This window comes from Anaerotignum sp., from assembly GCF_040307045.1.
Lineage (GTDB): Bacteria > Bacillota > Clostridia > Lachnospirales > Anaerotignaceae > Chakrabartyella.
Genome location: NZ_JAWRKF010000006.1, coordinates 1 through 21,083, shown reverse-complemented (window position 1 = coordinate 21,083; position 21,083 = coordinate 1). Strand labels below are relative to the sequence as shown.

22 protein-coding genes, 1 tRNA gene and 1 riboswitch are annotated in these 21,083 nt (G+C 39.4%); of the genes, 7 read left to right on the top strand and 16 right to left on the bottom strand.

Annotated features, from left to right (window positions below; translation table 11 throughout):
* Positions 1 to 92 precede the first annotated feature (92 nt).
* A complete protein-coding gene (locus ABVZ64_RS05110; protein WP_352399978.1) occupies positions 93 to 767 on the bottom strand; it encodes a GntR family transcriptional regulator in 675 nt (224 codons plus the stop codon).
* On the bottom strand, positions 748 to 1,662 hold the full coding sequence (ispE, locus tag ABVZ64_RS05105; RefSeq protein ID WP_352399977.1) for a 4-(cytidine 5'-diphospho)-2-C-methyl-D-erythritol kinase: 915 nt from the start codon (positions 1,660 to 1,662) through the stop codon (positions 748 to 750). The genes ABVZ64_RS05110 and ispE overlap by 20 nt, the downstream gene beginning before the upstream one ends.
* Positions 1,663 to 1,904: 242 nt before the next feature.
* A riboswitch (FMN riboswitch) is annotated at positions 1,905 to 2,022 on the top strand.
* A 335-nt stretch (positions 2,023 to 2,357) separates the two neighbouring features.
* On the opposite strand from ispE, the gene ribD reads away from it, so the two are divergent.
* The 5 genes from ribD to ytvI all read left to right on the top strand — a co-directional run bounded on the left by ribD (position 2,358) and on the right by ytvI (position 7,098).
* Positions 2,358 to 3,473: a bifunctional diaminohydroxyphosphoribosylaminopyrimidine deaminase/5-amino-6-(5-phosphoribosylamino)uracil reductase RibD gene (ribD, locus tag ABVZ64_RS05100; RefSeq protein WP_352399976.1), complete on the top strand. Its 1,116-nt coding sequence runs from the start codon at positions 2,358 to 2,360 to the stop codon at positions 3,471 to 3,473.
* The gene (locus ABVZ64_RS05095) at positions 3,458 to 4,102 is read left to right on the top strand and encodes a riboflavin synthase (protein WP_352399975.1); all 645 of its coding nucleotides are present in this window, start codon (positions 3,458 to 3,460) and stop codon (positions 4,100 to 4,102) included. Before ribD ends, ABVZ64_RS05095 begins: the two co-directional genes overlap by 16 nt.
* A gap of 13 nt (positions 4,103 to 4,115) precedes the next feature.
* Positions 4,116 to 5,321, top strand: coding sequence for a bifunctional 3,4-dihydroxy-2-butanone-4-phosphate synthase/GTP cyclohydrolase II (locus ABVZ64_RS05090; RefSeq protein WP_352399974.1), 1,206 nt, complete (start codon positions 4,116 to 4,118; stop codon positions 5,319 to 5,321).
* Positions 5,322 to 5,351: 30 nt separating this feature from the next.
* Positions 5,352 to 5,828 (top strand): 6,7-dimethyl-8-ribityllumazine synthase, encoded by a 477-nt coding sequence (gene ribH / locus ABVZ64_RS05085; RefSeq protein WP_352399973.1) that lies wholly within the window; start codon positions 5,352 to 5,354, stop codon positions 5,826 to 5,828.
* Between the two features lie 208 nt (positions 5,829 to 6,036).
* The gene (gene ytvI, locus ABVZ64_RS05080) at positions 6,037 to 7,098 is read left to right on the top strand and encodes a sporulation integral membrane protein YtvI (RefSeq protein WP_352399972.1); all 1,062 of its coding nucleotides are present in this window, start codon (positions 6,037 to 6,039) and stop codon (positions 7,096 to 7,098) included.
* A gap of 115 nt (positions 7,099 to 7,213) precedes the next feature.
* Here the strand turns inward: ytvI and ABVZ64_RS05075 are convergent, their stop codons facing one another.
* The gene (locus ABVZ64_RS05075) at positions 7,214 to 7,798 is read right to left on the bottom strand and encodes a TraX family protein (RefSeq protein ID WP_502892581.1); all 585 of its coding nucleotides are present in this window, start codon (positions 7,796 to 7,798) and stop codon (positions 7,214 to 7,216) included.
* A gap of 47 nt (positions 7,799 to 7,845) precedes the next feature.
* The gene (gene cysK / locus ABVZ64_RS05070; protein ID WP_352399970.1) at positions 7,846 to 8,781 is read right to left on the bottom strand and encodes a cysteine synthase A; all 936 of its coding nucleotides are present in this window, start codon (positions 8,779 to 8,781) and stop codon (positions 7,846 to 7,848) included.
* Positions 8,782 to 9,080: 299 nt separating this feature from the next.
* On the opposite strand from cysK, the gene ABVZ64_RS05065 reads away from it, so the two are divergent.
* Both ABVZ64_RS05065 and ABVZ64_RS05060 read left to right on the top strand, forming a co-directional pair.
* Complete coding sequence (locus tag ABVZ64_RS05065; protein WP_352399969.1) at positions 9,081 to 9,953, top strand: methionyl aminopeptidase; 873 nt, start codon at positions 9,081 to 9,083, stop codon at positions 9,951 to 9,953.
* Positions 9,954 to 9,972: 19 nt separating this feature from the next.
* A complete protein-coding gene (locus ABVZ64_RS05060) occupies positions 9,973 to 11,154 on the top strand; it encodes an MFS transporter (protein WP_352399968.1) in 1,182 nt (393 codons plus the stop codon).
* Between the two features lie 39 nt (positions 11,155 to 11,193).
* Here ABVZ64_RS05060 and ABVZ64_RS05055 read toward each other — a convergent pair whose 3' ends face one another.
* From ABVZ64_RS05055 to ABVZ64_RS05000, 12 genes are all read right to left on the bottom strand, one after another.
* Positions 11,194 to 11,457 (bottom strand): hypothetical protein, encoded by a 264-nt coding sequence (locus ABVZ64_RS05055; RefSeq protein ID WP_352399967.1) that lies wholly within the window; start codon positions 11,455 to 11,457, stop codon positions 11,194 to 11,196.
* On the bottom strand, positions 11,458 to 11,757 hold the full coding sequence (locus tag ABVZ64_RS05050; protein WP_352399966.1) for a DUF2089 family protein: 300 nt from the start codon (positions 11,755 to 11,757) through the stop codon (positions 11,458 to 11,460).
* A 129-nt stretch (positions 11,758 to 11,886) separates the two neighbouring features.
* Positions 11,887 to 12,114: a hypothetical protein gene (locus ABVZ64_RS05045; protein WP_352399965.1), complete on the bottom strand. Its 228-nt coding sequence runs from the start codon at positions 12,112 to 12,114 to the stop codon at positions 11,887 to 11,889.
* Between the two features lie 281 nt (positions 12,115 to 12,395).
* Positions 12,396 to 12,480: transfer RNA gene (locus ABVZ64_RS05040), tRNA-Leu, on the bottom strand.
* Between the two features lie 73 nt (positions 12,481 to 12,553).
* The gene (locus ABVZ64_RS05035; protein ID WP_352399964.1) at positions 12,554 to 13,141 is read right to left on the bottom strand and encodes a LysO family transporter; all 588 of its coding nucleotides are present in this window, start codon (positions 13,139 to 13,141) and stop codon (positions 12,554 to 12,556) included.
* A complete protein-coding gene (locus ABVZ64_RS05030; RefSeq protein ID WP_352399963.1) occupies positions 13,138 to 13,416 on the bottom strand; it encodes a LysO family transporter in 279 nt (92 codons plus the stop codon). The genes ABVZ64_RS05035 and ABVZ64_RS05030 overlap by 4 nt, the downstream gene beginning before the upstream one ends.
* A 90-nt stretch (positions 13,417 to 13,506) precedes the next feature.
* Positions 13,507 to 14,541, bottom strand: a complete 1,035-nt coding sequence (gene ltaE / locus ABVZ64_RS05025; protein WP_352399962.1) for a low-specificity L-threonine aldolase — start codon at positions 14,539 to 14,541, stop codon at positions 13,507 to 13,509.
* 3 nt (positions 14,542 to 14,544) lie between these two features.
* Positions 14,545 to 16,173 carry an ABC-F family ATP-binding cassette domain-containing protein gene (locus ABVZ64_RS05020; RefSeq protein WP_352399961.1) on the bottom strand — a complete coding sequence of 543 codons (1,629 nt, stop codon included), beginning with the start codon at positions 16,171 to 16,173 and terminating at the stop codon, positions 14,545 to 14,547.
* A 293-nt stretch (positions 16,174 to 16,466) separates the two neighbouring features.
* Positions 16,467 to 17,354 carry a hypothetical protein gene (locus ABVZ64_RS05015; RefSeq protein ID WP_352399960.1) on the bottom strand — a complete coding sequence of 296 codons (888 nt, stop codon included), beginning with the start codon at positions 17,352 to 17,354 and terminating at the stop codon, positions 16,467 to 16,469.
* A 190-nt stretch (positions 17,355 to 17,544) separates the two neighbouring features.
* A complete protein-coding gene (locus tag ABVZ64_RS05010; RefSeq protein ID WP_352399959.1) occupies positions 17,545 to 18,267 on the bottom strand; it encodes a tRNA threonylcarbamoyladenosine dehydratase in 723 nt (240 codons plus the stop codon).
* Positions 18,268 to 18,270: 3 nt separating this feature from the next.
* Positions 18,271 to 19,638 carry an HAD hydrolase family protein gene (locus ABVZ64_RS05005; protein ID WP_352399958.1) on the bottom strand — a complete coding sequence of 456 codons (1,368 nt, stop codon included), beginning with the start codon at positions 19,636 to 19,638 and terminating at the stop codon, positions 18,271 to 18,273.
* Between the two features lie 129 nt (positions 19,639 to 19,767).
* Entirely contained in the window at positions 19,768 to 20,862 is a 1,095-nt protein-coding gene (locus ABVZ64_RS05000) for an iron-containing alcohol dehydrogenase family protein (protein ID WP_352399957.1), read from the bottom strand.
* Positions 20,863 to 21,083 lie beyond the last annotated feature (221 nt).

The following is a 21,083-nucleotide window of genomic DNA, read 5'->3' as shown; positions in this document are numbered from 1 at the left end:
CCCCCTTTTTAAATCAAAATAATATGAGATAATAATAAAAATCATAATAGAAAACACAAAAAGCCGCAAAAATTTCTGCGGCTTTTAATTTATTACTTATTGCGAATCGAACGCAAAATAAACTCTGTATGGTATTTAATGTGCCCATAAGCAACCGTTGCACCTTCATCCGCATCATGATTTTCAATCGCACGTAAAATGCCTCTATGATGGGCAACAATGGCAGAAATGGTCGTGTCCAGCTTTAGGTGTGCCATACGATAACGATAGAGCTGAATGCGTAAATTCTGATAGATCTGAGTCAGTTTATCGTTTTCCGTAGAGTCTAAAATCAGGTCGTGGAAATCCTCATCTAATTGAATGATTCTTTCCACATCATTTTCATCAATGGCACGTTCAAACTCGGCCTCAACGTTCTTCAACTGTTGCAACTCTTCCTTTTTCATTTTTTTACAAGCAATGCTTGTTGCCAAACTTTCTAAGGCACCTCTTACTTCTAAGATATTAATAATATCTTTTTCACTCATATCAAGCACCTGAGCGCCTTTTCTGGGAACCAGCTCAACCAAATTTTCCAACTCTAGCATACGCAAAGCCTCTCTTACAGGGGTTCTGCTCACGCCCAGCTTGTCTGCCAATTGATTCTCCATCAATCTCTCTCCTGGTACCAATTTACCTGTAAGAATTGCATCCCTTAGTGTGTTAAAAACAACATCTCTTAGGGGTAAGTATTCGTTGCTGTTGATATTAAATTTTGTTTCTTCCATCCTTTTCGTCTCCTCTCTTACCACTGTTACCATGGTAAATCTGAGTGGCTACAACCTCCTTCAAACCGAATTTTTTCCGAATTGTTGTGGCCGCCTCTTTTGCATTCTCTTCATCCTTAAATAACCCAAACACAGTGGGCCCACTACCGCTCATCAAAGCGCCCTGGGCACCATGACAAAGCATTTCCTCTTTTAGCTGCGCAATTTTTGGATGCATAGGTATCGTCACAGTCTCAAGAACATTCCCCAAAAGTTGCCCCATCTTTGTGACATCCCCTTCAGCCATTGCCAGAATCATCCCCTTTGTATCAGGATGTTTCTCCACACTCTGCCAGTCTAGTTCACGGTATACCATTGCCGTAGATACACTAACAGGAAGTTTTGCCAAAACAACGTAACACATAGGACATGGACATTCCACAGGTGTCAAAACTTCTCCGACTCCCTCCGCTAATACAGTTCCCCGTTGAACGCAATAGGGAATGTCCGATCCCAAAAGAAAAGCTAAGCTTTCCAATTCTTTTACGGAAAGCCCTAATTCAAACAAACGATTCATCCCCACCAATACAGCTGCACAATCCGCACTTCCCCCAGCTAAGCCTGCCGCCACTGGAATTCGTTTATCAATTTCAATAAAAATCCCTTCCGTAATGCCAAACTTTGATTTCATCAACTCTGCCGCCCTATATGCCAAATTACGATTATCTGTAGGCAACCAGGTTAGGTTGGATTTGATGATAATATCATTTTTGCGGATACGCTTCATGTAAATGCCGTCATAGAGGCTTACAGTCTGCATAATGGTTTTGATCAGATGGTAACCATCTTCACGTTTGCCTGTTACATCTAAAGTTAAATTGATTTTTGCTCGTGCCTTTAATCTTAAGTCTCTCAAAATACTCCCTCGTTAATTATTATACTGTATACATTGTTTGTTTAATTGTACAATAGTTTTCTTAAAGTTACAACTGCCATCTTATACAAAAAAAGGTACCCATCCCCTATGAAAAACGCTAATAAACAAAATTAAATAGCTCTTTTTTTGTCTATCTTCTTTATAATTTAGACAACTTTTTTTCTTGAAAATACCTCTTGCAATTTTTAAGCAGGGGTGTATAATGGTGTCGTAAATACATAATATCTCTTCAGGGCAGGGTGAAATTCCCGATCGGCGGTAAAGTCCGCGAGCGTTTTATACGCAGGATTTGGTGAGATTCCAAAACCGACAGTATAGTCTGGATGGAAGAAGAGCAAACATCAAGGCGGTTACAGGATTTATTTTCTTAGACCACCTAATACAGCTATGGTTTATTATACCTTTTTTGGTATACCCATAATCCTATGTACAGGGATTTTGGAGAACTTTTTTTGCTGTTCAAAATGTTTGATATGCCCTGTATGAGCTTTTTAGCACATACAGGGTTTTTTATTGGGAATTTAAGATTATTTTTGTGTGCCTGAAAACCATGGCTCTTGTTCTGGAAGGCAAAATAATCAATGTCCCCCTCTATTTTTAGAGGCCTCTTCTTATATCCAACTCAATGGGAGTTCTATCCCAACCTTTCCCCTGAAGGAAAGGACGTATCCCTTATGCTAAATAAAGAATATATGGAACAGGCAATTACCCTAGCAAAAAAAGCTTTGGGTTACACCAACCCAAACCCTTTGGTAGGTGCAGTCATTGTTAAAAACAACAAAATAATCGGACAAGGTTATCATCACAAAGCCGGCGAACCTCACGCGGAAAGGATGGCTCTTGCTGCCTGTACAGAAAATCCACAGGGGTCCACCCTTTACGTCACCTTAGAGCCATGTTGTCATCAAGGTCGTACCCCGCCTTGTACAGATGCAATTATTCAATCAGGTATTCAACATGTTGTCATGGGATCATGGGATCCTAACCCTCTTGTAAGAGGGAAAAGTGCTGAAATTTTACGCAGCAAGGGAATTTGTGTGACAGAGCAGTTTTTGCAAGAAAAATGTGATGCCTTGAATTCAATATTTTTTCACTACATAACAACAAAAATGCCTTATGTGGCATTGAAATATGCTATGACCGCCGACGGCAAAATTGCAACATCAACAGGAGCCTCACGTTGGATTAGCAACGAAAGTTCTCGCAAACACGCTCATACCCTAAGGCACCAATACAGTGGAATTTTGGTAGGTATCGAAACTGTTTTGCAAGATGACCCTTTGCTCAACTGCAGAATAGAAAATGCAAACCAGCCTTTACGTGTTATTTGTGATAGCCGCTTACGCATTCCCATAGAAAGCCAAATTTGTAAAACTGCCATAGAATATCAGACGATTATCGCTTACGCTGAAGCCAGCAAAGAAAAAAAGCTAGCCTTGGAGAGTTGCGGTCTTACCCTTTGGCAATTACCAAATGAAAACGGACAAGTATCCCTGCCCAAATTGCTAAAAAATTTAGGGGAAAATGGCATCGACAGCGTTTTGGTTGAGGGCGGAGGAACCATTCATTTTAGTCTCTTGGAAGAATCCCTAGCCCAAAAACTTTACATTTACTTAGCACCTAAAATTTTCGGTGGTAAAAATGCAAAAACACCCGTAGGGGGAGCAGGAATACTTGAGCCGAGAGATGCCTTTTCTCTAAAACTATTAAAAAATCAGATTCTTGATGAAGATATTCTGTTGGAATATGAAATTGAAGAAAGAGGAGGTGCTTCATGTTTACAGGATTGATAGAGGAAATCGGATTTTTAGACAAAGTAACCTCTCAAAAAAGCGGAGGTCAGCTGATCATTCAGGCTAATGCCATACAAGAAGGAACAAAACTGGGCGATAGCATAGCAGTTAACGGTGTATGCCTTACTGTAACCAACCTAACACAAAATTCCTTTACTGCAGACGTTATGCCCGAAACCCTAAAACTCAGTAATCTAGGTCAATTGCAAAAAGGTTCCCCTGTCCACCTCGAGCGGGCAATGGCAGCAAACGGGCGTTTTGGCGGTCATATGGTGAGTGGCCATATAGATGGAACGGGCACTATTCGAGGAAAAAAGCAGGAGGGAAATGCCATCCGTCTTTTCATTGGTGCACCTGAAAATTTGTTAAGCCAAATCATCCAAAAAGGTTCTATTGCCATTGATGGCGTTAGCCTAACTGTAATTTCTGTTGACAAAGAACAGTTCTCTGTGGGGATCATCCCCCATACCAGCACCCAAACCACACTGCTTAACAAAAGAATTGGCGACCAGGTAAACTTAGAAACAGATATTGTCTCCAAATATATACAACGGTATTTAGAAAAAAATGAATCAAAGCAAGAAAAAACACTAACACTGGATTTTTTAAGAAATAGCGGATTTTAAGGAGGAGAACAAAATGAATACTTACAACACCATCGAAGAAGCATTAGAAGAATTAAGACAAGGAAAAATCATTCTCGTGACCGACGATCCTGACCGAGAAAATGAGGGCGACTTCATTTGCGCTGCAGAATTTGCAACCCAAGACAACGTCAACTTTATGGCTAAATACGGAAAGGGATTAATCTGCATGCCTATGAGTGAATCCCTTGGTCAAAAATTAGGATTACAGCAAATGGTTTCAGAAAATACCGATAACCATTCCACTGCCTTCACAGTTTCCATTGACCATGTGGATACCACAACGGGTATTTCAGCGGCAGAGCGTTCTGTCACAGCCATAAAGTGTGTAGAGGATACTGCAAAACCAGAGGATTTTCGCAGACCTGGTCATATGTTTCCTCTTATCGCCAGAAGTGGCGGGGTCTTAAAAAGAGAAGGTCACACAGAAGCCACTGTAGACTTAATGCGCCTTGCAGGACTAAAAGAATGCGGCCTTTGCTGCGAAATCATGGCGGAAGACGGAACCATGATGCGTACTCCTCAGCTTTGGGAGTTGGCAAATGAACATAACCTAAAATTTATTACCATACATGATTTGCAAAATTACTGCCGTCGCCATGAGAAGCACGTACGCCGTGAGGCTGCTGCAAATTTACCTACCCCTTATGGAGAATTTAAAATTTATGGCTATGTCAATGACCTCACAGGTGAACACCATGTTGCCCTCGTAAAGGGTGAAGTGGGCGATGGTAAAGACATTCTTTGCCGTGTCCACTCCGAATGCTTAACTGGCGATGTGTTTGGGTCTTGCCGTTGCGATTGTGGACAGCAATTAGCTGCCGCTATGAAACAGATCGAAAAAGAAGGTAGAGGTATCCTGCTGTATATGCGTCAGGAAGGCAGAGGTATTGGTTTAATCAATAAGCTAAAAGCCTATGAATTACAAGAGCAAGGCCAAGACACTGTGCAAGCCAACCTCTCTCTTGGCTTTGCCCCAGACTTAAGAGAGTATTGGATTGGTGCTCAAATTTTGCAAGATTTAGGAGCAAAGGAATTACACCTTCTCACCAATAACCCAGAAAAGGTTTATGGCTTAGATGGGTTTGGCGTTGAAATTACAAAGCGCGTTTCCATTGAAATTGCACCTCAGGAGCACGACTTGGAATATATGCGTACCAAACAGGTAAAAATGGGACATCTTTTTTCCCACACACTATAAAAATATTTAATATTTAGGAGGAATTATCTCATGAGACTCATTCAAGGAAATTTAATTGCAACAGATATGAAAGTAGGTATTGTAGCAGCACGTTTTAATGATTTTATCGTTGGAAAGCTCATTGAGGGGGCAGAAGATGCCCTCTTGCGCCATGGCGTAAATGCCGATCACATCTCTTTGGTTCGTGTTCCTGGTGCATTTGAAATACCTGCTGCCGCAAAGCTAATGGTGAAAAGCGGCGCTTATGATGCAATTATTTGCTTAGGCGCTGTCATTCGTGGTGCAACAACCCACTACGATTACGTTTGCAGCGAAGTTTCTAAAGGCATTGCCCACCTTTCCATGGAAACAGACACCCCCGTACTTTTTGGTGTGGTTACCACCGAAAATATTGAACAAGCCATTGAGCGGGCAGGTACAAAGGCAGGAAATAAAGGTTACGATGTTGCGCTGGCTGCCATTGAAATGGTTAATCTTTCTGCAGAAATTAAGCGTATAAACCAGTAATGTGCTACCCAGCAAAATAAAAAATTAAATTCTTGGAAAAATGAGAAGAAATCTTTTAAACCAAACAAAAACTTCTCTTTAAAAAGGCAGCAGATTTTGGGAGGAAAAAGATTAATTCTTTTTTAATTCTGATGAAATCATGTACCCAATTCTCCATTTCGTATTATAATATACATATTGGGAAGTTGTCCCATCTAGGAGGGGTGCTATGCAAGATTTCTATTTAAAAAATAAACAAGCGGTGCAAAATTCTCTAATCCTTTGTGGCGGTGTTCTAGCCTGTTTTTTATTCTTTCGCTACCTATTTCCAATTTTTCTGCCATTTATATTTGGGTGGCTTTTAAGCTTACTGTTCACCCCCTTGGCAGACACACTGGAAAAGTTTCATATACCTCGCTGGCTAGGCGCCCTCATAGGCATAATTTTGCTTATTTCCGCCATAGGTTTTCTAGGTTACTTTGCAGGAAACCAGCTTTCTGAGCAAATGCATAACCTAATAAACGACATTCCCTTTTACCTAAAAAAGATAGAAGTTGGGTTGACCCTGTTCTGGGAAAGGGTAGATAAAATGCTGATTGGCCTTCCTGATGTGGTAACCAATGTAACTGCCTATTTGCAAGATGAGTTGTTTAATATCTTATTTGCATTGGTACAAGGCAGCGGATCCGTTTCTGCCATCACAGCAGTGCCAAAGGTTATATTAGGTTGCTTTATCGCCTTGTTTTCGTCATATTTTCTTACAAAAGATAAAGATGTTATTCGTTTGGCATATAAAACCCATGTGGAACCATTGCTGGGCGAATCCTTACCGGCAACAAAAAAAGATCTACTATCCTCCCTTTGGGGGTATGTAAAGACTCAATTAATTCTAATGGTCTACATTTTTCTGGTATGTATTATTGGTCTGTATATCCTGCATTCACCTTATGCTCTATTGATAAGCGTTTCCATTGCTATTATAGATGCAATCCCCTTTTTTGGAAGCGGTTTCATATTATGGCCAGGCGCTCTCGTTAGCTTTGTTTTAGGAAACACACCCCTTGCCATTGGCTACTTAATTATTTATGGTATAGTTCAATTGGTGCGACAGCTGATGCAACCAAAAATCCTTGGTTCCCAGCTTGGAATGCACCCCTTGCTTACACTATTCGCAATGTACTTTGGGTATAAATGCATTGGTTTTTGGGGTTTGATTCTTGGGCCAATTGTTGCAGTTATTTTACGGGCAATTCTCCGGATTCGCCAGCAAAGTAGAAAAAATGCCACTTAAATATATGCCCAACCATTATCTATGTATAATTGTGTGATTTTATAAAATTCTTTGTATTCTGACTCAAATTGTAAAGCAGCAAAAGCGGCTACGGAATTTACCGTATGCCGCTTTTTTAATATATCATTTCTCTTATACCAATCAATATCAATAGATGTAAGGGGTAAAATATATAAAGAAAATATCTGGGCAATAATATTTGTTTTTTCCAAATTCGCCCCGCAAATGGAAAGGCACAAATAGAAAAACTCTGTATCCAGGCACCTGTTGCAAGCCCATATATCATTTGAAGTGCCAACTGACCGTAAAAAGAAAACTCTCTTGCACAATAATAAAATCCATATAAAAAAATTGTTGCAACTCCATACCAGCTATAGCTACTTTTAAGCCATACAGAAAATACCAGCAAAACCAAGGCTATTATCTGCTGTTTTTGCCCCATTCTAAAGAGTCGTAGTACCAGGGCCCCTAACGCAAGTGTAAATAAAGGGTTTAAACTATTAATATAAAAAGTCATCCGATAAATAGGTTGAGAAATAACCGCTGCTAATAAAATGCGAAATAAATACTTTGGAAAACATGAAGTATAGGTAACTCCTTGGGCTATTCCAAAGGCAAATAAAGGAAAAGAAAATCTCCCTATAAGGCGAAATCCCATCTGCCCCGGAAAAAATACAACACCAACATGATCAATAATCATAAGCAAAGCCCCAAGAGCCGCCGTCATCTGATTTCGCCGTTCCATTTTTATTCCTCTGTGAACATTGCTGTTGTTAAATATCTTTCACCTGTATCAGGTAATAAAACAACAATATTTTTTCCCATATTTTCTGGGCGATGTGCCAGCTTCATTGCTGCAACAACAGCCGCCCCTGAGGATATACCCACCAACAACCCCTCGGTTTTGGCGATTTCCCTGCCCATTTCGTATGCATCTTCGTTTTCAACAGCAATAATTTCATCATATATTTCTGTATTTAATATAGAAGGAACAAAATTTGCTCCAATCCCTTGTATACCATGAGACCCTACAATCCCTTTTGATAACAGCGGAGATTTGGCTGGTTCAACAGCAACCACTTGGATATCCCCATTTTTTTCTTTTAAATATTTACCTACCCCTGTTATGGTTCCACCAGTGCCAACTCCAGAAACAAAAATATCTATTTTTCCCTCAGTGTCTTTGTAAATTTCAGGTCCTGTCGTCTCATAATGGGCTTGAGGATTGGCAAGGTTATCAAACTGTCCGGGAATAAAAGAATTAGGGATTTCTTTGTTTAATTCCTCTGCCTTTTCAATTGCTCCTGCCATACCTTTTGAACCGTCAGAAAGCACTAGCTCTGCACCAAAAGCCTTCATGAGCATACGACGCTCCATGCTCATAGAGTCAGGCATTACGATAATAGCTCGATAGCCTTTGGCTGCTGCCATTACTGCTAAACCAATCCCGGTATTACCGCTAGTTGGCTCGATAATGGTAGCTCCTTCTTTTAAAATGCCCTTACTTTCAGCTTCTTCTATCATTGCTTTTGCCACTCTATCTTTGGCACTGCCGCCAGGGTTCATAAATTCAACCTTTGCAATCAGCTTTGCCTTTAAATGATACTTCTTTTCCAATTGCACCAATTCCAGCAAAGGTGTTTTTCCAATCAATTGTTCTATGCTGCTATAAATCATAATCATCTCATCCCTTCTATTTTTAAATTGTATGATCCCACAATAGGATACATTTTACAGTCAAGCAATATCTCTATTGTCCTTCCTCCTCTTTTATGCTACTATGAAAAAAGTATTTGTAAATATTTTATTGGTGTTCTGTGAAAAAATATTTACTCGTATAATCTTTTAAATTGTATCATAAAAAGTTGGCGTTTACTTCAATAAAAAGTATGAGTCCCTCCTTTTTGTGAGACTTTTTATGTAAAAATTTTCATATCTAATAACAGAACGCCCCAAGTTATAAAAAAGAAAGGATCTGAATAATGATGAAGATCGGTCGTAATGATCCCTGCTGGTGTAACAGCGGTAAAAAATACAAACAGTGCCACGCAGCTATGGATGAAAAAATAGCACAGTTTGAAGCAAAGGGAGCAAAAGTTCCTTCCCACAAAATTATTAAAACCCCCGAGCAGTTGGATGGTATCCGTAAAGCTGGAAAACTGAACACAGAGATATTAGACATGGTAGCTGAAAAAATCCGTGCCGGGATGTCCACCGATGATATTAACAACCTAGTCCACGAATATACCATTGCCCACGGAGGCACACCGGCACCCCTGGGTTATTGCGGATTTCCAAAAAGCGTTTGTACTTCTATCAATGATGTTGTCTGCCATGGGATCCCATCCCCTGACGAAATTTTGAAAGATGGGGATATCATTAATGTTGACGTTACCACCATTTTAGATGGCTACTATGCTGATGCTTCTCGTATGTTCTGTATTGGCGAGGTAAGCCCAGAAGCTAAAAAGCTGGTTGAAGTTACAAAAGAGGCTGTAGATTTAGCCTTAAAAGAAGTAAAACCTTGGGGATTTTTAGGCGATATTGGCTTTGTTGTAAGCCAGCATATTTATGCCAATGGATACACAGTGCTACATGATATTGGTGGTCATGGAGTAGGAAATGACTTCCATGAAGACCCATATGTTTGCCATGTTGGCAACCGTGGCACCGGCATGCTTTTGGTGCCAGGGATGGTCTTTACCATTGAGCCCATGGTAAATGCAGGAGAAGAAGATTTCTTCCAAGACGAAGAAAACGGATGGACGATTTACACGGAGGACGGTTCTCTCTCTGCCCAGTGGGAATATACAATTGCTGTAACAGAGGATGGCGCTGAAATCATTACTCACTGATAAAAATGAGGATAAAAAAATGAGAAAAGACACTTTGATCTATTATTACTGTGCTTTACATGGTCTCTACTGGATGAGTTACGGCTGTGTTGTTAGTTTTACAGCAGTATTCCTTTTAGACCACGGTTTTTCAGATGGCAGTATTGGATCACTGATTGCAATTTCAAGCCTGCTTTCAGTGCTGCTTCAGCCCATCGTGGCTGGGGCGGCAGATAAGGGTAAGCGCTTTACTGTTAAGTTGCTTTTTATGTTGCTCTGTGTAGCACAAACCATCCCCCTTGTTCTGTTGGGAGTTTTTAGCCCGCCAACTGTGGTAATCGCACCGCTATATAGTCTGCTTATCTTATTACAGCTATCCATGCAGCCCTTGTTAAGTGCCTTGGGAATCCAACTAATTCAGAATGATATCCCCCTAAACTTCGGGGTAGCCCGAGGAATTGGTTCATTGTTTTTTTCTATCTTAACGTTTTTTTTAGGAACCTTAACGGTCATTTTTACAACGAGATGTCTCCCATTGATTTCTTGTAGTTTGAATTTTTTGATTCTACTCCTTATGCGTAAACTTCCAGAAATGGGTATTCGTCAAAGTCAAGATTTTCCAACAGGAGGTACCCTTGCTGTTTTAAGAGAGAATCCTCGCTTTGCCATGCTTGTGGTTGGTATCGCCTTTATTTTTACTTGCCATAGCTCTGTGAATAACTATATGATACATATTTTAAACCGCATCGGAAAAGGCAATGCTGAATTGGGGCAACTTATGGCCTATATCGCCCTTTTAGAAGTGCCTGCCATGATTCTTTGCACACGCCTTATCCGCAAATGGGACTGCGGAAAGCTACTACGGTTTACGGCAATCTTCTTTGTCATCAAAGCCCTAGGGATTACACTCGCCTCTAACCTGGCACTTCTCTATATCGCTGTCAGCTTTCAGGCCATATCCTTTGCTCCATTTACTGCTGCCATCGTATATTATGTAAGCAGTGCCTTAGGTAAGTCCGATCAGGTAAAGGGGCAAGCCCTCATCACCATTGGAATTACCATAGGAAATGTTTTGGGTAGCCTTGTGGGCGGTTTTATTTTGCAGTATTACAATGTTGGGTTTATGTTGTGGTTATTCTTAATTCTAAGTGTTGTTGGTATGGTTTTCTTCCTTTTTGGTGCCAAAAACACATCCAATGGAAGTGCTCATTGTTCAACATAAGACAAAAGGGTGTTATGGTTTTTTCCATAACACCCTTTCTTATAAATCTTCAATACTCATCTTATCAATTTCCTTGCTCTTGCTTTCCTTTACCTTCTGCAAATGATTAAACACATAATAAATGATAAATAAAACAGCCGCTAACATAAAGGCATAAATGCCAAATATGATAAAACAACAGGCAACAACCACAGGCATAATCAGTGCCGCTCTCATTTGATTTTTGCAAAAATAAATCTCAAGCACAATTAAGATTGCGGGGACAATCATAAAAAGCCCTAAAGCCAAAGTAACCTTTCTCATTTACTGCATCTCCCTTCCTTTTCTATATTCCTGAATCAAAAGCTTGGCCGTATCAAAGTCCAATTTCTCCTGAATAGCCAATCGTTTTATCAATGAAATATACGGATCACTCTGGGTATCCTCATTTAGCCTAATTTTTTGTATCAAACGATCAAGACGCAAACGAACTGTGGGATAAGTGACACCATATTGATTTGCAATTTCCTTCAAAGAACCTGAGGCAAGAAGAAACTTTTTAACAAACTCAATATCCTCATCTTCTAGATTTGTCATCCAATCGGGTACAATCTCAATTGCCATTTCTCCATCCCCTTTCATAAAATGAATTATATACTTTAATATTATTAAAATCAATGCGAAACTTTAATCAAATAAAATTAAATTCATGCCGTTTGACATGGATTTAATGAATAATCACAATAACCTTTTTTATCTATCATCTTTTTCCTCAAGCATTAATTCTAGGGCTTTGATTCGTGCTTCCAGTTCTTCATTTTTGGTTTCTTGATGGATAAATGATGTAACCAGAACGGAAATAACAAGGGCAACGCAGGCACTTGCCAACCAAATGCTCTGAAGAATCCAATGGCCACCAAAAAACAAAAAGAGGATAATCAATATAAAACTAATAATAAATGTTTGAATAAAATCTTTCATTCATCAACCCCCCCGGTATCTTAAGAAACTTATTCAATTTCTTTTATTATAGCAGACAGTTTACCATGAAAAACAGCCTATCAACCAAAGTCATCAAGGCCACTAATTAACCCGATACCTATAAATTATTTTTGATCCTCCCAAAAGCCAAACACGGAAACCTTGATATTTTTTTCAAAAATCTCCTCATTTTGGAAAAATGGACACCTCAGCCTATTAATTTCCTGAGTGAATACCAAAAAAAGCAGATAAGAATTTATCTTATCTGCTTTTTTTGGCAATGCGGATGACAGGACTTGAACCTGCACCAGGAAAACCCCGACTAGAACCTGAATCTAGCGCGTCTGCCAATTCCGCCACATCCGCATATTGTCAACTCGCTAAGTAATAATAATATATTCAACCAAAAAAGTCAAGGGATTTTGTAAAATATATTCCCCTAGAGGAATAAAGGTACTAAAATAGGTACAATCAATGTGCAAGTTACGCCACTTACAAAAGCTATAATGGCAATTTTTCCGTCAGTATTTTTGCTGATAATTCCCAATGTTGTATCCATGGCAGTAGCCCCTGCCGGCGCAATGGCACAATATGAGTTCATATATTTCACCAAAAAAGGTATAGAAATAAACGTAATCATTTCACGAAAAACGTTGGATAAAAAAGAAATTGTTCCTCCTATGGGGTTGCCTGCCTCCGTAATCAAAATTCCAGATAGACTGTACCAACCTAGCCCCGAGGCAATTGCCATGCCTTCCTTCACTTGCATCTGTAAAATTGTCGCAGCAACGGCACCGCCGCACAAAGAACCCAACACCACTCCAATGGGAATCAACAAAATACGTACACCCATTTGACGTATTTGCAGAAAAACCCGACGATTCAATCCCAAGTCAATTCCCACTGAAAATAATAAAACAAAAAGCATAATCGATGATGCTTGATCTAGGAAAGAAGAAATATCTAAGGGCATATAGATACCGCCCGCAATCCCCAAAATCAAAACACCTAAAATTGCAAGGCTCATTCCTTCTCCTCCTTTTCTAAAAATCGGCTTAATATAAAGACAACTATAACACTGCCTACTACCGTTAAAATTGCAAACATGAGGGCCTTTCCACCTAAAGTAGGCAGATTTTCAATGACTTCACCGTTGCGTCCAATGCTAACTCCCATACAAAAAATCAGCAGCAATAGCCATAGGGTTTGAAGTTGGCAATTAATCTTAATTCCTTTTTCTTTAATAAGTCCATAAAAGCCTATTATAAATCCGACACCCAAAGCCAAAAATATTTTTCCCATATCTTCCCTCCAGCAAAAACAATCACGTTTTGTATGCTTTAAAACAAAAAAACTTGAAAAAATGCCCCCGAAAACACGAGGGCACTCCTTTTACTGCGCATCTTTTAGTAACTTTACAACCTGATCAATTTCTTCTTTGGAAACATATCGATGGGTCACAAAACGCATCATCCCGTTATCTTCCCCATTGATACGCACATCATGCTCTGCCATATAGCGTACCAATGCAGCCGAATCCAAAGGATACCCTTTTAAACGAAAGAATACCATGCTAATCTGCTGACGATCTTCGTAGACTTCCAATCCCTTGACTTCTTTTAAACGTGTTACCAAATACTTTGCATTATCATGGTCTTCTTGTAATCTTTTTGGCATCTCTTGCAATGCAAGGATTCCTGCAGCAGCTAAAATACCTACTTGTCGCATACCCCCACCAAGAATCTTACGCTTTCTTCTTGCCAAAGCAATAAAATCTTTGCTTCCCACCAATACAGAGCCAACAGGTGCACACAGACCCTTGGACATACACACAGATATTGTATCTGCATAATGTGCCATTTCCTTGACATCTACACCAAGATATGTGGCAGCGTTAAAAATTCGGGCACCATCCAAATGTATTGGTAAATCATACTTTTCTGCGATGGCTTTGATACCTTTCATATACTCTAAAGAGCGTACTAGCCCATCTGAGTCTGCATTTTCATAAGTGATTAAAGCAGTTTTAGGCTGGTGAATATCATCAGGATCTTTTCTGATATAATGTTCCACTAGGTCAAAGGACATCTCCCCATTTTTACTGGGAATGGAACGCAATTGCGCCCCAGCAATGATTGCAGAGGAACCGGCCTCATGGGCAATAATATGGCAATTATCAGGAAGAATGACCTCCTCGCCCCTTTGAACATGGGTAAACAATGCCAACTGATTGCTCATTGTGCCCGTGGGAAGAAAAAGCCCCGCTTCTTTACCGAACATATCTGCTGCCAATCGTTCCAGCTCGTTAACGGTAGCATCATCGCCATAAACGTCGTCCCCTACTACCGCCTGAAACATTGCCATTCTCATTTCTTCTGTTGGTATGGTAACTGTATCGCTTCTTAAATCTATCTTCCCATTAATCATATCTTACGCCTCTCCTGTCAGCTGTAAACGCAAATTATTGATATCTTCATCTTCCAAATATTCATCGTAGGACATCTGCCTATCGATAATGCCACCAGGTAGAATTTCAATAATTCTATCAGCTATGGTCTGTACGAATTGATGGTCGTGGGAGTCAAACAACAAGGTGCCTTTGTATTCAACCAAACCTTCGTTTAATGCAGTGATGGACTCTAAATCCAAGTGGTTTGTAGGCTCATCCATGATCATTACGTTAGCACCGCTCATCATCATTTTACAAAGCATACAACGCACTTTTTCTCCACCAGAGAGAACATTCGCCTGCTTTAGTGCCTCTTCACCACTAAAGAGCATTCGACCTAACCAACCACGAATATCTGCGTCATACTGCTCGCCTTCTTTTGCATGAGGTCTTAACCACTCAATCAAAGATTCTTTACTGCCCTCAAAATATTCGTTATTATCCTTAGGGAAATATGCAGTTTTTGTTGTAATTCCCCATTTAAATTTACCTTCATCAGGTTCAATTTCACCCATTAAAATTTGGAATAAAGTTGTTCTTGCAATTTCATCCTTGCCAACAAAGGCAACTTTTTCGTTAGGACGAATCATAAAGCTAACCTTATCCAAAACTTTTTTACCATCTATGGTCTTTGAGATATCTTCTACCAAAAGAACATCATTTCCAACTTCTCTATCCTGTTTGAAACTACAGAAGGGATAACGTCTGCTGGAAGGTTTAATGGTGTCCATCTGCAAGTTATCAAGCAATTTTTTTCTACTGGTTGCCTGCTTTGCTTTGGAGGCGTTGGCACTGAATCGCTGAATAAACTCCTGCAATTCTTTCATCTTCTGCTCTACACGCTTATTCTGATCCTTCAATTGACGCTGTGTCATCTGGGTAAAGCTATACCAGAAGTCATAGTTACCTACAAACATAGTGATTTTGCCATAATCGATATCTGCAATATTTGTACATACTTTATTTAAAAAGTGTCTATCGTGGGATACAACAATAACCGTATTTTCAAAATTCAACAAGAAATCTTCCAACCATTTAATGGCATGAATATCCAAGTGGTTCGTAGGCTCGTCCAAAAGTAAAATATCAGGATTGCCAAATAGCGCTTGCGCCAAAAGCACCTTCACCTTTTGCGTACCCGTCAATTCCTTCATTTTCATGTAATGGAACTCATTGGTCACACCCAAGCCATTTAACAAAATTCCTGCATTAGACTCTGCAGACCAACCATCAAGCTCTGCAAATTCACCTTCCAATTCGGACACTTTAATCCCGTCTTCATCAGAAAAATCCTCTTTGGAATACAGTTCTTCCTTTTCCTTCATAATTTCGTATAATCTTTTATGACCATACAAAACTGCTTGTACAACATCAAAATCATCAAACATGAAATGATCCTGCTTCAATACAGCCATTCTTTCCCCAGGTGTAATAAATACAGAACCTTTATTGGGCTCAATTTCACCTGATAAAATTTTTAAAAACGTGGATTTACCGGCACCATTTGCACCAATTAATCCGTAGCAATTTCCTTTTGTAAAATTGATATTTACATCGTTAAAAAGCACTCTGCCTCCATATTGAAGACTTACACCCTGTGCTGCGATCATATTGCATTCTCTCCTTTTTTCAAGTCAATCTTTTTTATTATAGCATCATCCTATAAAAAATACAGCATTATTTATAAAAACCGTAAAATATCAGCATTCCCACCTAAATTTCTGAAAAAACACTGGGTTTATCACAAATTTTTCACGGATAAACCAAAAATCCCAAGGATCCCCTTGCCTATTCCCAATCACACAATAAAAACCCTTGGTAGCAAGAGCCTTGCAAAAACACAGAATATCCAAAATTGATATTCATCCACGTTCATGCAAGGGTTCTTTCCCAAGGGCTTTACTCACTGCAAAGAAGAGCTGCTTTCTAATAAGGAAATTTCTTTTTCATAATTAATTGCACTTCTTGCTTCTGTAGGGATGTCAACTTTCTTAATTTCATTGATTTTTAAAATATTCTGACGAATCAGATATTTTTCTACAGAAATGGTTTCATCGCTTTCCTGTCCTAACTCCACTAGCACATGGTTCATAACTGTCTCCAGCGCATCCGCAAAATCAACAGAAAAGGCAACTGGTGTACCATCTTCTTTAATCTGAATTTCAAAAGGCACAGCACCTACACCAGTATAATAGCTTTGATCCACACCATTCATACCTGCCAACTGCAAAAAACACCCAGCTTCGGAGATATCATAAACCTTTTGAGCAGGAACTTCTCCTGTAATGGTGATAACCCCGTTCGTTGATGAAACTTGCTCCCATTTCTCTCCAGAGGCCAGCAAAAGCCCCATATCCTTGGCTGCATCATAAATTCCGATGGATTTCATAGCATTTTTTTCATCCAAAGTCATCTCAGTCCATTGCCCATCATAAGCCATATACATATTAACAGCATCATCCACTTTTTCTAAATATAACTGTGAACTCAGAGTATCCTGTCCATATGAATCCTGCATTTTGATTCCTACCACCAATGGTTCTAGCACCATTTCAACCTTAGCATTTGAAACCGTTTTTCCACTTTCGCCACCCATTTGTACCTCTGCATAAAAATCAGATTCAAAATTTGAGGTTGCTTCTAGCTTTGCCTTAGCCGATGCAATATAAGCTTCCGTTGTATTTTCGCTGGAAATAGCCCCGTTGCTGGAGGTTGGTTGTGCAGCGCATCCAGACACAAAAACCATTGCGACCAAAAGAATGGAGACTGCAATTTTAATTTTGTTCTTCATCTCGATACCTCCCTTTAGAGCCTCGTTTAAAATATTTGTTTTAGCTTCATTTTATCTAAATATTTTGGCCCTTTCAAGAGATTTTAGAATGTTTCAGAAAAATATAAGAAAATATATATTTTTTTAATACTTCTCTCCACAAAATATCCCTTTTTCTGGAAAAATATACTGTTGTTCTCCACATTTTCCCTTAATCCCTCTTAATTCCAACAATATCACAAATTACTTCACCCGCCAAAATCATACCCGCTACTGATGGAACAAAAGATATGCTACCTGGGATTTGTCTTTTGCCCTTTTCCAAAGAGTTTCCCGGTTTTTGTGGCAACTCTTTAGAATACACTACCTTAACCCCTCGAATTCCTCTATCCTTCAATTCTTTTCTCATAACTTTAGCCAATGGGCACACAGAGGTTTTTGAAATATCTGCCACCTCAAATCGTGATGGATCGAACTTGTTGCCAGTGCCCATACAACTAATAATGGGTGTGTTTTCCTTTTTTGCCTCTTCAATCAAAATAATTTTTGAGGTTATCATATCTATGGCGTCAACAATATAGTCATAGGTAGAAAAGTCAATCAACCCTCTATTATCATTGGTGTAATATACAGAATGGATTTCAACGCTAGTCTGAGGTAAGATATCATTGATCCTTTGTTTCATAATTTCTGTTTTAAGCTGACCAATCGTTTTTTGGGTGGCAATTAGCTGACGATTGATGTTGGTTATGGCAACACCGTCACCATCAATCAAAGTTAAATGCCCAATGCCACCTCTGGCCAATGCCTCCGTAGCATAAGAACCAACACCACCAATTCCAAAAACTGCAACTTTGGCACTTTTTAGTTTATTTATTCCTTCTTGTCCCAGCAGAAGTTCTTCCCTGGATAGCTCGTGTAATTTTTCCTGCATATTTTAATCCACCTTTTTGTTTTTTCCCTCTCTAAGTTCTTTCGGCAAAGATTGCCATGGCAAAGGCTCATATAGATGTAAAATCGTTCTTACGATGCTATCTCCAAAGCCTTTCAACTGATAATTGGCAGCTTGAACTGCATCTTCTGTAGCATCCGCCGTGGCAAAGGACAGGTCGGCCGCTCTCATCATAGAAACATCATTTTTATTACTTCCAAAGACCACAGTCTTTTTTTGTGGCATTGTCTCTAGAAGTTTATACATCATATATTCCTTGGTTGCATTCTTATGATAAATCTTTAGATGACAGTATCCCTCAGGGGTTTCCGATTTGTCCTTTAAAAAAAGAAGCTCCTGTTGGGTGTCCATTTCCAATAGCCTTTCAGTAACCAACTCTGCCACCTTATCCTGGACTACCAGCAAGAAATACACCACGTTTCCATCCTCAGGACGCTCACCATAGACATAATTTCGATGGGGTGATAGTCGCAATTGCTTGTATAATTTCTCTTCTTCCTCATTTTTAAAGTCATGATAATAAATCAGCAATACATCCTGCCAAACTACATTTAAAAAGTAATGCAAATCTTGCTCACCCAGAAATTCCTCAATTCTTGCCGTCATTTCCTTTGAAAGACCATGGCAAGCCAAATACCTTTTTTCTTTCATATCATACAGCACTGCACCATCCATGGCAATGATGGGTAATTCAAAATTTATGGAGCCCAAATCAGCCATTAAAGATGCGGGTGTTCTTTCAGTTGCAATAGTAAAAGCCATACCATCTCGCAATAACTGGTTTAATTCGAAAATACAATAAGGTGTGATTCCCGTTTTTTCTCCATAAATAGCGCCATCAAAGCCGGATACAAAAAGAAAATCTTTCTCTCTACGCCTTGGCAAGTGAGCCATGTTTACCCCTAAAGAAACCAAAATACCCACAATGGTTTCTATCGAACGATTCACGGCGTTCATGATAGGCGGGGATGTATCATTGGTCAAAGTAATACTTAGTAACACCACCCCAGCCAATGCAGATGCACCAGGTTTTTTTAAAATAACCGTTGTATATAAAACAGGGATGATTGCAAAAGAAACTACCAAATACTTTAAGTATTCAAACCCTGTTGGAATTTGCAACATCAATGTTGCCGCAGCCAACCCAAAGACAGCCCCAATGACAGTTCCTATGATACGATTAAAGGCAACTTCCACACTGTGCTCTACATAAGGTTGCATACAAATAATTGCTGCAATCCCTGAAAAAATAGGCTTTCCATCTCCACCTGTTAAAATGCTGATTAAAAAGCAAATTGCAACTGCAACCGCTGTTTTAATCATTCTCATACCAATTTTCGGAAAGTATCCCATTCCATGCACTCCTTATGTCAAATTTTCTAACCACAAGTATAGAAGTATATTCCAAAACTGTCAAGTTGACAAAAAGAAAGGCAAAGGATATACGTCCTTTGCCTTAAATATTTGCAGTTTAGTCCTCGTTTATGCCGCTTTTCTAAGATTGAATTCTTCTAACTCCAGAATGGCTGCTTTAATCATTTCAGGAGTAATATCATATGGGATATAATCCAAATCATACTTCTTTACTGCCGCTTCTAAAACAGGATCCAATTCTTCTATGGAGACTTCAATATCAGACAGCTTTGTTGGCAAATTCATTCCTTTATAAAACTCAAAGAAACGATCCAACAGGTCATACTGTTTGTCTAACGTCAGCAAAACAAGTGTTCCATAGGAAACCACTTCACCATGACGGTGTCTTTCTTCAACTTGATGTAACATGGTCATACTGTTAAACAATGCATGCGCCAAGTTTGTATTATACTTATGAGAGTCAACCATATTAGATACCATACCTGTGTTGATAAAAATATTCAAGGCAACCTGCTCAATAGCCTCAGAAGGACGATTTAGCTTACAGTCCTCCATCGCTTGTATTCCATATTTCAACAAAGGCTCTGTGCAGCAGCTACTCATTGCAACCCCGGCTTGCTCTGATAAGGTTAACTCATCATCTTTTCCCCTTGCAGAGAATTTTACTTCTGCCTCTTTGCTCATACCATCGCCAATGCCTGCCCATAGATAAACCTCAGGTGCTTCGGCAATGACTCTTGTAGAGATAAACACATGAACGGGAGGTTTTTCCACACGGAAAAAATCACGGAACACATGATTTGTGTGATAGTAAATGCCTAATGCCGAAATGCAAGCACAAGTAGATGCAATGGTTGGGAATGTAAAATAAGGTTTTTTCAGGTGATCAGCCACTAGCTTTGCACAGTCTATCGCCTTGCCACCGCCCACACAAAACACCATATCTGCATCTCTAACCACATCCAATTGCTGTAACTCCTCTGCATATTCAAAAGCAGCTTCGCCTTTATACCAAATAAAATCAGTAATTTTTACGGAGCTTTCCTTTGTTGCCTCCAGCAAATAGTCCTTCGTCTTTTCAATTGCTGTTTTTCCGCCGATCACAACTGCCTTTGTTCCATAAGGTGAACATACGGCATCAATTTCTTGGTAAGCGTTCTCGCCGGCTGTATAGCCAGGAAAAAAAACAGAATAAATGCTCATCTCAACGAACCCCCCTAATCGATTAACATCATTCAAAATAGACCTACCGAACCCCAATAGCTTCTTAGTTGTTCGCTTTCGCTGTTTTGTACTTTCTGATTGCATCAGCCAATTTAGGCAGGATAACTTTAACGTCACCTACAATACCCAAATCGGATACTTCAAAGATAGGTGCTGTATCGTTTTTGTTAATGGAAATAACCACTTCAGAGTTTTCCATA

What these genes read in the sequence shown, in the direction of transcription:
- ABVZ64_RS05010 (WP_352399959.1), bottom strand. Translation starts at nt 18,267, where the DNA reads ATGCAGGAAAAATTACACGAGCTATCCAGGGAAGAACTTCTGCTGGGA.
- ABVZ64_RS05060 (WP_352399968.1), top strand. Translation starts at nt 9,973, where the DNA reads ATGAGAAAAGACACTTTGATCTATTATTACTGTGCTTTACATGGTCTC.
- ABVZ64_RS05090 (WP_352399974.1), top strand. Translation starts at nt 4,116, where the DNA reads ATGAATACTTACAACACCATCGAAGAAGCATTAGAAGAATTAAGACAA.
- ABVZ64_RS05065 (WP_352399969.1), top strand. Translation starts at nt 9,081, where the DNA reads ATGATGAAGATCGGTCGTAATGATCCCTGCTGGTGTAACAGCGGTAAA.
- ABVZ64_RS05055 (WP_352399967.1), bottom strand. Translation starts at nt 11,457, where the DNA reads ATGAGAAAGGTTACTTTGGCTTTAGGGCTTTTTATGATTGTCCCCGCA.
- ABVZ64_RS05035 (WP_352399964.1), bottom strand. Translation starts at nt 13,141, where the DNA reads ATGAGCCTTGCAATTTTAGGTGTTTTGATTTTGGGGATTGCGGGCGGT.
- ABVZ64_RS05005 (WP_352399958.1), bottom strand. Translation starts at nt 19,638, where the DNA reads ATGGGATACTTTCCGAAAATTGGTATGAGAATGATTAAAACAGCGGTT.
- ABVZ64_RS05075 (WP_502892581.1), bottom strand. Translation starts at nt 7,798, where the DNA reads ATGATTATTGATCATGTTGGTGTTGTATTTTTTCCGGGGCAGATGGGA.
- ABVZ64_RS05000 (WP_352399957.1), bottom strand. Translation starts at nt 20,862, where the DNA reads ATGAGCATTTATTCTGTTTTTTTTCCTGGCTATACAGCCGGCGAGAAC.
- ltaE (WP_352399962.1), bottom strand. Translation starts at nt 14,541, where the DNA reads ATGATTAATGGGAAGATAGATTTAAGAAGCGATACAGTTACCATACCA.
- ribD (WP_352399976.1), top strand. Translation starts at nt 2,358, where the DNA reads ATGCTAAATAAAGAATATATGGAACAGGCAATTACCCTAGCAAAAAAA.
- ABVZ64_RS05020 (WP_352399961.1), bottom strand. Translation starts at nt 16,173, where the DNA reads ATGATCGCAGCACAGGGTGTAAGTCTTCAATATGGAGGCAGAGTGCTT.
- ytvI (WP_352399972.1), top strand. Translation starts at nt 6,037, where the DNA reads ATGCAAGATTTCTATTTAAAAAATAAACAAGCGGTGCAAAATTCTCTA.
- ABVZ64_RS05110 (WP_352399978.1), bottom strand. Translation starts at nt 767, where the DNA reads ATGGAAGAAACAAAATTTAATATCAACAGCAACGAATACTTACCCCTA.
- cysK (WP_352399970.1), bottom strand. Translation starts at nt 8,781, where the DNA reads ATGATTATGATTTATAGCAGCATAGAACAATTGATTGGAAAAACACCT.
- ribH (WP_352399973.1), top strand. Translation starts at nt 5,352, where the DNA reads ATGAGACTCATTCAAGGAAATTTAATTGCAACAGATATGAAAGTAGGT.
- ABVZ64_RS05050 (WP_352399966.1), bottom strand. Translation starts at nt 11,757, where the DNA reads ATGGCAATTGAGATTGTACCCGATTGGATGACAAATCTAGAAGATGAG.
- ABVZ64_RS05045 (WP_352399965.1), bottom strand. Translation starts at nt 12,114, where the DNA reads ATGAAAGATTTTATTCAAACATTTATTATTAGTTTTATATTGATTATC.
- ABVZ64_RS05030 (WP_352399963.1), bottom strand. Translation starts at nt 13,416, where the DNA reads ATGGGAAAAATATTTTTGGCTTTGGGTGTCGGATTTATAATAGGCTTT.
- ABVZ64_RS05015 (WP_352399960.1), bottom strand. Translation starts at nt 17,354, where the DNA reads ATGAAGAACAAAATTAAAATTGCAGTCTCCATTCTTTTGGTCGCAATG.
- ABVZ64_RS05095 (WP_352399975.1), top strand. Translation starts at nt 3,458, where the DNA reads ATGTTTACAGGATTGATAGAGGAAATCGGATTTTTAGACAAAGTAACC.